The 12,436-nt window shown below is 58.4% G+C and carries 10 protein-coding genes; 3 read left to right on the plus strand and 7 right to left on the minus strand.

Translation table 11 applies throughout. The features are described 5' to 3' along the window. Positions 1-24: 24 nt before the first annotated feature. The 6 genes from D906_RS08895 to D906_RS08920 form a co-directional block, all read right to left on the minus strand. Positions 25-1,194, minus strand: coding sequence for a hypothetical protein (locus tag D906_RS08895; RefSeq protein WP_019097443.1), 1,170 nt, complete (start codon positions 1,192-1,194; stop codon positions 25-27). Between the two features lie 7 nt (positions 1,195-1,201). Beyond that, complete coding sequence (locus D906_RS08900; protein WP_019097442.1) at positions 1,202-2,338, minus strand: hypothetical protein; 1,137 nt, start codon at positions 2,336-2,338, stop codon at positions 1,202-1,204. Between the two features lies 1 nt (position 2,339). Then, positions 2,340-3,095 (minus strand): hypothetical protein, encoded by a 756-nt coding sequence (locus D906_RS08905; RefSeq protein WP_019097441.1) that lies wholly within the window; start codon positions 3,093-3,095, stop codon positions 2,340-2,342. Positions 3,096-3,107: 12 nt separating this feature from the next. Then, positions 3,108-3,953, minus strand: a complete 846-nt coding sequence (locus tag D906_RS08910) for a hypothetical protein (protein WP_019097440.1) — start codon at positions 3,951-3,953, stop codon at positions 3,108-3,110. Next, positions 3,946-4,464, minus strand: coding sequence for a hypothetical protein (locus D906_RS08915; protein ID WP_019097439.1), 519 nt, complete (start codon positions 4,462-4,464; stop codon positions 3,946-3,948). Before D906_RS08915 ends, D906_RS08910 begins: the two co-directional genes overlap by 8 nt. Positions 4,465-4,738: 274 nt before the next feature. Then, the gene (locus tag D906_RS08920) at positions 4,739-5,509 is read right to left on the minus strand and encodes a nuclease-related domain-containing protein (protein ID WP_027614902.1); all 771 of its coding nucleotides are present in this window, start codon (positions 5,507-5,509) and stop codon (positions 4,739-4,741) included. Between the two features lie 206 nt (positions 5,510-5,715). Between D906_RS08920 and D906_RS08925 the strand changes: the two genes are divergently transcribed. After that, positions 5,716-8,109, plus strand: coding sequence for a TonB-dependent siderophore receptor (locus D906_RS08925; protein ID WP_027614903.1), 2,394 nt, complete (start codon positions 5,716-5,718; stop codon positions 8,107-8,109). Between the two features lie 66 nt (positions 8,110-8,175). Here the strand turns inward: D906_RS08925 and D906_RS08930 are convergent, their stop codons facing one another. Beyond that, on the minus strand, positions 8,176-9,051 hold the full coding sequence (locus tag D906_RS08930) for a WYL domain-containing protein (protein WP_027614904.1): 876 nt from the start codon (positions 9,049-9,051) through the stop codon (positions 8,176-8,178). A gap of 119 nt (positions 9,052-9,170) precedes the next feature. Here D906_RS08930 and D906_RS08935 point away from each other — a divergent pair, with 119 nt between their 5' ends. After that, the gene (locus D906_RS08935; protein ID WP_019097436.1) at positions 9,171-9,437 is read left to right on the plus strand and encodes a hypothetical protein; all 267 of its coding nucleotides are present in this window, start codon (positions 9,171-9,173) and stop codon (positions 9,435-9,437) included. A 794-nt stretch (positions 9,438-10,231) separates the two neighbouring features. Further along, positions 10,232-12,424 (plus strand): type I Zorya anti-phage system protein ZorA1, encoded by a 2,193-nt coding sequence (gene zorA1 / locus D906_RS08945; RefSeq protein WP_097156158.1) that lies wholly within the window; start codon positions 10,232-10,234, stop codon positions 12,422-12,424. Positions 12,425-12,436: the final 12 nt, after the last annotated feature.

The raw sequence follows: 12,436 nt of genomic DNA on the forward strand, positions 1-12,436 counted from the left end.
GTTTTTCTCATCCCTGGTGCTCCGTCACTTCACGCTTTGCTGCATGTTTTGCCTGGCCGCATCTGTCGATGCTTTGCTGGTCTGTCCGCCAGCCGTGCTGACGTTCATCGACACCAGCGATGCCAGCTGGGCCTCCATGCTTTCGTACTGGCGGTACTGTTTTTCCTGGATGGCCAGGTCCAGTGCCTTGATCTTCAGCAGCTCGACCAATGCGCCGCGCTCGTTCTGTGCGGCCATCACCCGTGCCCAGCTGTCGTACTCGGCCGTGTTGCCGGAGTAGCGCTTCACTTCGTTACGGAAATGCACCGCCAAGGGCAGGTCGGTGCCTGTTTCCTTGCCTTCAACGCCCGAGTAGTCGAGCTGGATTGCCTTGAGGCTGGAAAGTGCAGGTGAAATCAGCGCGTCCTTCCGGGCCTTGGAAAGGGCGTAGTCCTCGGCGGCGGACGATTGGCCCGCCGATGTCGGCACCGGGCCGTCAGGCAGGCCGGCAACGTTGTTCACGAACCCGACCTTGGCCTGATACAGGGTTTCATTTTCCATGGCAGGCTCGAACAAGGTGGCGACGGTCAGGTCGGCGCCCGGCATCGTACCCACCGATTTGCACAGGCCCGAATCTGCCTGGTCCTGGGTGCAAAATGGCTTGCGCGCCTCTATCAGCGCTGTCTGGGCGCTGATCGGTTCGGCGTAGGTCCCGGGGGCGGCCACGATCTCTGCCTTGACCCGTTGGCGAACCTCGGTGCCCATGTCGGCATCGCGGTTGCTGATCAGTGTTCGGGTCGAGAAGACTTTGCAGGGCGAGAAGCCTTGGCCAAATTCGCCGCCATAGTCGAACCGCGCCTGCTTCACCCGTTGCGTCTGGGCCAGTATCTTGAGGCCGGTGGCTGTCTGCTGGGCCGCATTGCGCCCGGCCTCGGCGACGGTGTTGGCTGCCAGTGCCTTCTGCTTGGTCATGACTGCAATGGCGGAGGTCAGGCGCTGGCTTTCGGTTTCGAGCAGGGCCGAGAGGGATGCATCGACCGCGGACACTGCGCCGTTAAGCGCCTGGGTGGCAGCCGTGAACGCCGGAGCCACGGTGTTTTCCTGGTACTGAGGAGGGCAATAGGCCCAGGCGAGTGTGGAGGTGAGGGCCAGTGAAGCGCCGAACGACACCTTCCATTTGCGCGCCTCGCGCGTTTCGTCGAATTCCTTTTTCATGGCGACCTCACTTCACCGACCGTGCAGCGTTTTCAGACAATACCTTCTGGTACCGCGCTTCCAGCGTGGCGTCGAGGCTATCGGAAGAGGCAACTACCAATGTTGCCAGGTTGGCCAGTAGGCGCTGGTTCTGCTCGTACTGCTGCTGATGAATCCAGACCTCGAGCCCACCCATCTTGGCGGCCTCCATCAAAAGCCCACGCTGGGTCTGGCGCGCCAGGTTGCCCGACCACTGCTCCGCTTCCTTGCCGCCGAAGTACTGGTTTACACGCAGCTTGAGCACCTCATTGGGCGATTTGTCGCCGAATGCCTTGCTACGGGTGTTGGCGGCATTGATCATCGACAGGCTGTAGGCTGGTATCGACAGCATCGAGTCCTTGCGGTTTTTCTGCATCATGTAGGTTTCACCGGCCGGTGTCGCGCCGGCGTCCTTGGTCAGTGCCTGGTCGGGCGGGCCGATGACATGCTGGATATAGGCCGTGCGTGCTTCGGTGGTCAGCGAGTTTTCTTCCGCAGGTTCGAACAGCAAGGCAGCGTTCGTGTCCCCGCCGGGCAACGTACTGAGTGAGCACAGACCGGCGTTTGCCTCCGCCTCGGTACAGAACTTGTCGCGATGCTGTTTGAGGCGTTGCTGCATGGCCTGGCCCGTCGAGCTGACCAGGCGCCCCGGGGACGCATCCAGTTCACCCACCGATGCCTTGGCCTTGGCCGCCATGGTGCTGAAGGCAATGTCCATCGACTTGTTTTTCGCCACAGTTCCGCAAGGGTCGAAGCCCTGGCCGGTCGCGGCGTTGAAGTCGAGGTAGGCTTGGGCAACGGCCGAGTTTTGTTGCTGGGCGCGGACAGCGTTGACCAACTGCTCGGAGGTTTGCCGGTTGTTGTCTGCAACCACGTTCGCAGACAGCGCCTCTTGCTTGGTGGCAATGGCCACTGCCGAAATGATCTGCTCGAACTTGTACGTCATCTGACTGCCGAAGCTCGTGCCAAAGGCACCAATGTTGGCAGAGACCGTGCCAGTCAGGAGCTCTATCTGCGCAATCGTCCAGGCTTCTGCCGGGCCGAAACCGTACAGGGCGCCGTAGGAAACACTCGAAAGCATCGTCGACCCTACGACAATGCTGGCCAGTTTGAGCCGAAAATTCATATCACTGCCCTGTGAGCATTGGCACGCGACGGTCCGTCACTTGCCCTACAAGAGAATTGGCCGCCATCGCACTCATCGCCGAATCGGCAAGCTGTTGCGACTGGGCTGCATTGCACGCCACCGAGGTGCAGTCGATGTGCGCTTCTGCACGTTGATCGGTGATCATCGCGGTGTAGGCATACGCTGCAGCCTCGCCTTCAGGGGCGAGGGTTTTCTCGCTGAAGGGGCCGGCGTAATCGGTGTCCCACCCCTGCATGCCGTTGGCATTGAGTGAGCACATACCCTGCCTGGCCTCGGACACGGTGCAATAGGTATCGCGGTGCATGGCCAGGGTTGCTTGGTCCGCAGCGGCCTTGGAACCGACACGCTGGGAAGCGTAGGTGGCCATCAGCCGCGCGGTATCCTTGTCACGCTGTGAGACAGCTTCGACGAACAGCTTGCCTTGCTCCTGGGCTGTGCACTTGATGCTGACCGGCTGCCCGACTGCGGAGTCGAACGTGGTTGCAGCCTTCATGACCCGGTCGGACATGTCGATGGCCCCTACCGCGTTGGCCAGCTGTTTCTTCGAATCGCTGTCCACCTGCGATACAACGTTGGCCGACAGCGAAGTTTGCTTGACCGTTACCGACCAGGCACTCATCTCGGTCTGCATGGTGCTGATGAACGTCAGCACCGAAGCCCAGGACAGTGCCTGTGCAGGCAGTGCCGTAGCGCCAAGGCCAAGACCAACGGCCAGAACAGCCGCGACTTTCTTCATTGCCTGCCCCTCTTAGTTGAACAGGCCGGCAGCCGAGCTGGAGGACCCGCTGCTCGAACTGGAAGGCGCGCTACTGGTGCTGCTTGAGGAGGTGCCGGACGAGGTGCTGGCTGCAGGCGCTACGGTATTGGTTGTCGCTGCGTTGCTTGTAGTTGTACCACCGCCAGTGCTGGCTCCACCGCCGAAGTCGGTCTGTACATAGTTGAACGGGTTTACATCCACTGTGTAGGTAGCCTCGTAACCGGCAGCTGCGTTGTGATAGCTGCTGCCCAGGTTCGGGTCGAGCGAGGTCATGCCCTTGCTGACCAAACCGTTGGTCAGGCCATTCAGGTCGCCCAGCGAAGTGCCGCTGCTGACCTTGCCAATGGCCTGGTTGATCGGGCTGGTGACCATCGACGTAACCTGCTGGATTGCCGTACAGACCTTTTTCTGTGCGTACTGCAGAACAGCAGCCTGTGCAGAAGCCAGGATGCTACCCAGGCTCGGGATAGAGCCGGACAGGTCGAACAGGCTGCTCAGGCCGCCGAAGCAATCTGCCGTGGCGCTGAACAGAGACTCGACATTCGGTGTTGCCGATGCCAGCTCGGTATGAATCTTCAGCGCATCGTTGATGGAGGCGCCAATCGTCCCCTGCTTCGTGCCATCGGCGCAGTCCTGCGCATCGGCCTTGATCGCATCGGCTACCACGGAGTCTTGCTGCGAAATCAGGCTGCTCGATGTATCGCCCAGGCTGCTGGTGGCGGCGAACGCTGGGCCGGCCAGCATCAGCCAGGCCCCCAGCACGCCACCCAGGACTGCGCGTTTGCCCACAGATTTGCCTACCGCCACAGCGACAGGGTTCAGCCGTCCGTTATACATCTGCGTAACTCTCCATGATCTGTGATATCTCGCGCAGCCGCTCCCCGGAGAAAATCTCGCTGAGCAGGTGAGCTTTGCTGAAGGCATCCAGCCGGTGACGAAAAGCCATGAGCGCTGCGGGTTGCGACAAATCGCCCGCCAGCAGTGGCGCCAGCGCCCCAGTGAATGCTTCGTTGCGTTGCGCGACATACCGGACCAGGTACATGCAGCGCGAAGAGGTGAGGTGGGCCAGCAGTTCGGCGAAATGCTGCGGAACCTGGTGCAGCGCGCGCGCGTACGCTTCGACGAAGGCCTGGATCTCCTGCATCAGTAACTGGATTTCGAACTGCTGAGCGGGGGCATCCTCATCGAAATCCACTGCCCACCGGTCAAGGCGGTCCATGGTCATCAGGAAACTCACCAGCCGGGCATTGCGCGACGACTTGGCGAAATGCCCAAGAACGCCATGTGCCGTGAGGTCAAGCTGGTCGATCGGCGGTGTGCCCGCGTCGGAGGTTGTGTATTCGTCCATTCCCTGCACTCGATTAAAGCATACTGAAATACGCTAAAATGCATCCTGTTTCTTATTCTCTATCAAAAATGTTGGCGTATCAACTTTTTGACAGGTTGGAAGCAAGAAAAGCCGAGGGCAATTGGCCATTATTTTCGAGTGATTGTGGGGAGGCGCCAGCACATGGGGCTGGCGCGGCAGGCACATTTATTTGACTTGTGGAGGGGATGCAGCGGCAGCTTGCGAAGCGCTACCAGTATCAGGAGCCGACGAAATAGTGTTAGGGGGGTTACGGTCAGAAACCCTGCATGGTTCGGCATTTGGGGAATGCCGAACAGCCCCAGAATTGCTGGCCAGCTTTTGCGCCTGATTTGAAGGTCCTGACAATCAGCGCATTGCCACATTTTGGGCATTGCCGTTCTGCGTCCGGGTCGCTACGGCGTTTTAGGTTCTGCACATGCTCGCGATGAGTCGCAAGGGTAGGGGCTCGACGTCCGGTTTGCAGTGCTTGCAGCATGGCATCAACCTCGGCCTCGCTGAAGACCGGTTGCTGGAACGACTTCATGTAGCGAATGAATTTGCTGCCCTGGGTAACATTCGGCGGCATTTCGGTCTTGAAGGTGCTGTCGCCAACAAAGGTGATCACCGAGTGCAAGTGCTCGGCACTTATGCCTAGTGTCGCTTCCAGTGCTTTGAGGTGCTTGTAGTTCTGTCGCAGCGGGTTCTGGAACTTGAAGGTGCGTTTGTACAGCTTCTGCGTCCACTGTGCCTGATTCTCGCTGCCAAAAATCCAGCCCCCCATGTTTTTCGTCTCCAGCACGAAGATGCCGTAGACCGAGACGAAGACATGGTCGATCTGAGTGGTGCCGTCCGGTGTGTCCAAGGTGATGTTGTGCAGTCGGCGGTAGGTGTGTTCGTCCAGTTTCAGCCATGCGAAGTACCGCACCAGCAACTCGCCGAGGTAGCCTTTGGTTTCCGGTCTTTTGAGGATTAACAGAAGAATGACGAGTGGGACGAACCAGCTCAGGGTTGCCCAGTTCTGGCTAATGATTGCGTTGAAGTCCATTTCTTGAAGCTCCAGAGATCCTTGAGCCTGCGGACTTTACCGAATCCGATGGGGTGGCACGATGAGATTTGTTCCCGAATGATGTATGCGATGCTACAAAGGCGCTGCTTTAAAAATTAATGAGGTGATTTCTCATTCTCGTTCGGCTTGTGTAGATAAGGCCGGATTACAGGCCAGTCAGCCGACCCCCGACACGGAGCGAGAGAATGAGTTTTTCCCCGGTTTCACAGCGCACCCCATTGAATCGTGCCCTGCACGCCGCACTCTTTGGTCTGGTTGTCAGCACTTACGCGGTACCGTCGTTGGCGCAGCCTTCGAGCGCTGACCACAGCAACCTGCTCAAGCAGTGGAACATTCCTGCCGGCCCACTGGCGCCGGCACTCGACCGCTTTGCGCGGGAGGCGGGGATCAGCCTTTCTTTTGAAGCGCAGAACGTGGCCAACCGCAACACCCAAGGGGTGCAGGGCGCGCTGGATACCCAGTCGGCATTGTCGTCGTTGCTGCAAGGGACCGAGTTGCAGCTTGAACAGCAAGGCCCTGCTGCCTACCTGGTGGTGCCGCAACCAAAGCCTGTCGGCCCTTTGGAGCTCGGTGCGACCGAGGACTATCGCCTTGCGCCTATCATCATCAACTCCAAGGTCAAGGCCAGTGCCGATGACGACATCAACTCGGTGGTTGCCAAGGAACTGTGGGTAGGTGGCAAGGTGGCGACCAGCATCCTCAATACGCCAGCCTCCGTGTCTGTGGTCACCAGCAAGGAAATGCAGCAGCGCAGTGTCAGCACCACGGAAGAAGCGCTGCAATACACCCCTGGCGTGGTCAGCGACTTCTACGGCTCGGACGACCGCAACGACTACTTCCAGATTCGCGGCTTTCAGGCCACCACGTACCGTGACGGCCTGACCTTGAGCTCGATGCGGGGTGTGCGCGAAGACCCTTACGCATACGAGCGCATCGAAATTCTGCGAGGCGCCAACTCCACCCTGTTCGGCCCGGCAGACCCGGGGGGCTCGTTGAACTTCGTGACCAAGCAGCCGCGCTTCGAAAAGTTTGGCCAGGGTTACGTGACCTATGGCTCCTATGACCATGCCGAGACCGGCATCGATGTGGGTGACGCCCTGAACGACGAACAGACTTTGGCCGGCCGCTTCACTGCCAAGATGCAGAACAGCGACCGCGAGTACGACCATTCGCAGGACGACAACCGCTTCGTGATGGGTGGCCTGACCTGGGCACCTACCGACTTCACCTCGGCCACGGTGATCCTCGACTACCTGAAGACCAACAGCTCGCCAAACAGCGGTGGCTACCCACTGGACAAGGAATACGACCGCAGCGATTTCTACGGCGAGCCCGGCTACAACTTCCACGATGTCGAGCGCACCAGCCTCAGCGGCAACATCACCCACGACTTCGACAACGGCTTTACGCTGCGCAGTAACCTGCGCTACAGCGAGTTGAGCGATGACTTTGGCTATGTCTACCTGAGCGACAGCGCTTCGCGGGTGGGTACCACCATACCGCGCTATGTATTCGGTACTGACAGCGATGCCGACCAGCTCAACGGTAACCTGATGCTGCAATACGATGCCCAGTTCGAGCACATCGACAGCAGCACCCTGGTGGGTGTGGAATACCTCGACTCGAGCACCAAACAGAGCTCCGTCTACAGCCTGGCCCCCTCCATCGATATCGCCAACCCGGTATTCACCGGCGTGCCGGGCGGTGTTACGCCCTATACCCGCAAGAAAAACGACGCCACCACCAAGGCCGTGTTCCTGCAGCAGAACCTGTCCTTCTACGACCGCCTGATCGCAACAGCGGGTGTGCGTAATGACTCCATGGACCTGTCCAGCACGGAGTACGTCGGCGGGGTGAACAAGCAAAGCGACAACTTCTCTGAAACCTCCTACCGTGGCGCGCTGACGTACATCGTCAACGATGAAGTTTCCACTTACGTGAGCATGGTGGAGTCGGTTTCGCCTCCGCAGGTTGGCGTAACGCCGCAGACCGGCAGGCAGTACGAAGTGGGCGTGAAGTACTCGCCACTGGGCATGGATGCGTTGTTCTCTGCTGCCGTTTATGACCTGACCCAGGAAAACGTCACCATCGCCGTCGTGCTGCCGAGCGGCATCATCGAGCAGCAGACGGTGGGTGAGTCACGTGCACGTGGCCTGGACCTGGAAGCCAAGGCGCAAGTCACGCAAAACCTCAGCCTGATCGGTGCCTATTCCTACATGGAAACGGAGGTGCTGCGCGGTGCGCTGTATGACGGCACTTCGCTCAAGGGCAAGGAATTCACCGTGGCGCCGAAGCATACGGCTTCGCTGTGGAGCTACTACGACATTGCCAACACGGATGTGAGCGTTGGTCTGGGGGCTCGGTACGTAGGTGGCTATTACATGGACGCTGCCAACACCAAGAAAAGCGACGGCACCACACTGTTCGACGCTGCGCTGAACTACAAGATTGCCAAGGGGACAGACCTTGCACTGAATGTGAGCAACCTGTTTGACGAACAGCATGTGGTGGGGTCGGGGACGGCGAACTATTACAACCCGGGGCGGGAGGTTACGGCCAAGTTGAGTTATAGCTGGTAAGGCGAGGGGCAATGCTGTGGCGGCCGCAGCGTGGCGGGCATTGCCCCTGCTCCCGACATCCGGGCGCTAGTACTTCATCAACCACGGGTCCAGCGCCTGGAGGTTGCTGACCACCAGTTGCTGGGCCTCGGGCAGTATCGCCATGTTGCGGTGATCGATCTGATACCGCTGCAACACATACTTCACCAATGCCCTGCGGCTGGGCACCACCAGTTGCCCATCCGTCATGCCGTAGTCGGTTTCGATGATTGCCTTCTGCGCCGCGTTCAAGCGCCAATCAGGCTCGAAGATGATCGGCACTTCGACATTCCAGTCTTCATCCTGCTCGCGTGTGTTCGGCGATGCGTCGAGCAAATCGGGCTGCCCACGCAGGCGGCTGAGCACGAAGTCGCGATACTGACCGTTCTTTTCGCAGTAGGCCCGCACATGCCAGCGCATGCCGGTGTACACCAGCGTGTGCGGGGCGATCAGGCGCACCTCGACGTTGGGAGTGTTGAAGGACACGTATTCGGTTTCCAGCCGCCGGCCTTCGCGGCAGGCCTTGAGCAAGGGGCGTAGCACCTCGGGCCGAATGGGGCGATCAGGCACTTCCAGCACCCGAGTATGCGCATAAGCCAGCGCCAACCCGTCGATGTGCGGGGCGCGTTCATTGTTCTGGTACAGCAGGTGCAGATAAGCGCTGGCGCTGTTGTCGATGAACAGCGGCTCGAACTGTTCGCTAGGTACATAGCCCTTGATCTGCTTGTCATACGTCAAGTTTTCGGGCGCATGCTCGGTGATGTAGGTATTGATGTCCTTCGACGCTTGCTGGCGGCTGATGCCAAAGCTCTGCATCAGGTGGCCCGTGGTCAGCCGGCCTTCCCACCAGGCAACGGTTTCGATCAGGCGATAGCGAAGTGCCAGGTCCCAGCGTACCTGCTCGATGGATTGCTTGCGTTTCATACCCTCTCCATGTGCGCGATTACTTTACCTGTATAAGTCTACATTCTGGACGTGTAATTTTGCATTACATATCTTTGGCTCGTCTTCGGAATACATCGGGGGCTGCAAAGGATATGAGCATGACAATGCCGGAAGTGGTTGCGACGGGGGCCCTGGTGGCGATGGGGATCATTCTGTTGGTGCTGATTCAGCAGGGGTTGAGGCTGGGTGAGCTTGGGAAGAAGGTGGAGCACTGCCAGCGGGATTTGCGCTGGTTGCAGATTTGGGAGATGGAGAACCGTGAGCTGAGGGCGGCGGTGCGGGCGGAGCGGGAGCATGTGGCGCAGTTGCGGCGCAAGGTGGTAATGCTGCAGGACCTGGCCTCTGCGGATGATCGTCAAGGATGAACAGAATCGAACGGATCAGAGGCTGCCTGCTTGGAGGCGCCGCCGGAGATGCACTGGGCTGCGCCGGGGTAATTTGAACTAGGTTAGTAACATTTTGATTAATCGTGAAAATTCCGGTTTGTATTTTGAGCTGGAATACCGATTGGAATACTGCGAAATGTATACTTGGCCTACCGATGGTCAGATCGGTCGCCAGTTGTCGGGCGACCCCTGTTCCAAGCACAGCCACTGAGCTGAAGCACTAAGCGTGCCGAGCAGGTTGACGCAGTCTCGCAGTTTATTTCGGTTGACGCTGCGAGGAGCTAAGTATTAGTACTTCATCAACCACGGCTGCAGTTCCTGGAGGTTGCTCACCACCAGTTGCTGGGCCTCAGGCAGTATTGCCATGTTGCGATGGTCGACCCGCGCCCGCCTGGTCCTGAGTCGCCTCTGTTTATGTCTGCGACCGAGGAGCGCAAGCGGTGGCTCGAGGGCAATACATCGTCGTTTATGAGGAGATTGACGACGGTACCTGTTCGACCTCCCGAGGCAGTAGTCCATTAGTCGTTGCGAGCTTTACGACGGTTGCGGCTCAGGCTAAGGTGCTGGCATAAGGACATTATTATCTACCATTTTGTCCACGGAAGGTTCTTGGGTCGCTGTGATACGCCCATTCCACTCCGAATTTTTAGTGCCCCAAAACTTGCTCGGCAAGGTGCTGTCGCTGTCCCCCTGCGGGATAGGTGATTGGCGCTTTCGTGTGGGTAATGCGGTCTTGCTGAACATCAAAAAATGCTCAATTGAAGGCGGAAGGTATGGATTTTTCGACGCTGCGGCACCTATGGGATGGTGCAAGCTCCGAGCAGCTGATCGCACCCTTAATGGTTGCTGGGTTTGTCGCCATTTTGTGCATTTTTTATTTTTTCCACTATTTCTACAAATCTTTCGGTCTTAGCGCCCAGCTGAAGCGTTTTATCAAAGGCTTGGAGAACGCAAAAACAGTTCCCCCGTCACATCGGCGATCAGAGCTGGAGCGACTCTTCAAAGGCACCAATCTGGAGCATTCGTGGCGCGAATATGCCGAAACGCTGCACGATCAGTACGATCTTAAGGAAGGCGAACAGGTAATTGGCCGATCGCGAGCCACCGCAGCAGCTGCGCACTTCTTTTCACCGCAAAGTGTGGTGGATACCCCGCTGGGGACCGAATTCTATAAACATCTGCCTGGCATTTTGACCGGGATCGGTATTGTCGGAACCTTCTTCGGCTTGATGCTAGGCCTCCAGCACTTTGACCCGAGCACACCCGAGCAGGTTAACGCCAGCGTCGATAAACTATTGAAAGATGTGTTGTTCGCATTCGTAGGCTCCTCCATTTCAATCATGGCCTCCATCGCCGTCACGCTCACTGAAAAGTTGCGCCTGGGGCAATGCTACAAACTGCTTGAGGCACTCAACGAAACAATCGACGGCCTTTTCGATAGTGGAGTCGGTGAGGAATACTTGGCTGAGCTGGTTCGCTCCAGTGCTGAAAGCTCGGTGCAAACCCGTCAGCTGAAGGACAGCCTGGTTACTGATCTGCGGGAAATGCTACAGAACCTGGTTGATACCCAGGTCCGTGAAAGCCTCAAATTGGCAGATACCTTGTCGACGACCTACCGTGACTCTGGGCAGCTGCTGGCCGACCAGGTGAGCGGCGCAATTGAAAATAGCCTAAAGTCGCCGCTTGAAGCCATCGCGGGGGCCGTGCAGGCCGCCAGTGGCGATCAGTCCGGGCAGGTACAGAACCTGCTTCAGGATGTTCTGGTGGCGTTTATGAACAAGCTGGAAGGTACGTTCGGCCAGCAGTTCAATGGCCTGCACGAGTTGATGGGCCAGTCGGTTGCCGCCATGCAGTCGATGCAGCAGGGCTTCTCGACGCTGATCCAGGATATGCGTTCGGCTAGCGAGTCCTCGAATCAAAACAGTTCGACCATGATTGCCCAGCTACTGGCCGATATGCAGGCCGGACAAAACGCCATGCAAGCGGGGATGAACGAGATGCTCGCCAATCTGCAGGCTTCGGTTGCCCGTATCGGCAACGAAGGGGAGGGGGCTGGCGCTCGAATGGCCGAGCAACTGGAGAAGCTGTTTGCTCAAAGCGAGGCTCGCCAGCAGGCAATGGCTGAGAATCTCCAGGCCTTTGTCGAGTCGATCAAGCAGAGCATCGGCCAAGGCCAGCAGGAAACCATGGCCAAGATTGCAGGCTCGGTCGAGGTGCTCGGTGAGCAGCTCTCTGCAGTCTTCAAGCAACTGGAACAGGGCCAGCAGCAGATGGATCAGTCCACCCGCGCTGCCCAGGCAGACCTGCACCAAGGTACCCGCGACCTGGTGGGCGGCCTCGATGAGCAGGTCAAGGCGTTGCTGCAGGCGGTTTCCGAGCAACAGAAGTCTGCCCAGGACACCGTCAATGCATTGAGTGCCCAGACTGAGCAGCATCTGCAAAGTATGCAGCTGGGTGCGGATAAGATGCGGGCGGCGGCTGAGCGGTTTGAAACCGCCGGACAAAGCGTTGCGCGAGCCAGTGAGTCGACTGCAGGGCTGATGGGTACAGTCCAGGGCGCAGGAGCTGAGCTTGCACAGGCATCCCGTGAGCTGAATACCGTAGTCGCGGACTACCGGAACAATCGTGAAGCGCTCGCGAAAACGCTCGCGGTCATCGAAGGGGTAGTTGCCAGTGCTCAAGGGGAAGCCAGCGGTCGCAGTCAGTATCTCCAGGACCTGAAGGTTCAAAGCGAGCGGATGCAGGCGCTCAACCGTGAAGTATATGAGTATCTCGAAAACATCAGTGGTGTTCTGGGTAACGGCTTTAAGGAGTTCGGGGATGGCATGGATCGAGCTTTGAGACAAACCTTGGGTAGCCTTGATACCGAGTTAGATAAAGCAGTCAAAAGCCTCGCTAGCGGCGTAGATGAGGTCAAGGGTAGTCTCGAAGACTTCAGTGACATCATGGAACGCATCAGGCGGTAACGGAGGCTAGTC

The organism is Pseudomonas sp. LAIL14HWK12:I1 (genome assembly GCF_003202095.1).
In the GTDB taxonomy this organism is placed as follows: domain Bacteria; phylum Pseudomonadota; class Gammaproteobacteria; order Pseudomonadales; family Pseudomonadaceae; genus Aquipseudomonas; species Aquipseudomonas monteilii.

Bases quoted from the DNA above. Each gene is read 5' to 3' on its own strand.
- D906_RS08910 (WP_019097440.1), bottom strand. From the start codon at position 3,953: ATGTATAACGGACGGCTGAACCCTGTCGCTGTGGCGGTAGGCAAATCT.
- D906_RS08915 (WP_019097439.1), bottom strand. From the start codon at position 4,464: ATGGACGAATACACAACCTCCGACGCGGGCACACCGCCGATCGACCAG.
- D906_RS08905 (WP_019097441.1), bottom strand. From the start codon at position 3,095: ATGAAGAAAGTCGCGGCTGTTCTGGCCGTTGGTCTTGGCCTTGGCGCT.
- zorA1 (WP_097156158.1), top strand. From the start codon at position 10,232: ATGGATTTTTCGACGCTGCGGCACCTATGGGATGGTGCAAGCTCCGAG.
- D906_RS08895 (WP_019097443.1), bottom strand. From the start codon at position 1,194: ATGAAAAAGGAATTCGACGAAACGCGCGAGGCGCGCAAATGGAAGGTG.
- D906_RS08920 (WP_027614902.1), bottom strand. From the start codon at position 5,509: ATGGACTTCAACGCAATCATTAGCCAGAACTGGGCAACCCTGAGCTGG.
- D906_RS08900 (WP_019097442.1), bottom strand. From the start codon at position 2,338: ATGAATTTTCGGCTCAAACTGGCCAGCATTGTCGTAGGGTCGACGATG.
- D906_RS08925 (WP_027614903.1), top strand. From the start codon at position 5,716: ATGAGTTTTTCCCCGGTTTCACAGCGCACCCCATTGAATCGTGCCCTG.
- D906_RS08930 (WP_027614904.1), bottom strand. From the start codon at position 9,051: ATGAAACGCAAGCAATCCATCGAGCAGGTACGCTGGGACCTGGCACTT.
- D906_RS08935 (WP_019097436.1), top strand. From the start codon at position 9,171: ATGACAATGCCGGAAGTGGTTGCGACGGGGGCCCTGGTGGCGATGGGG.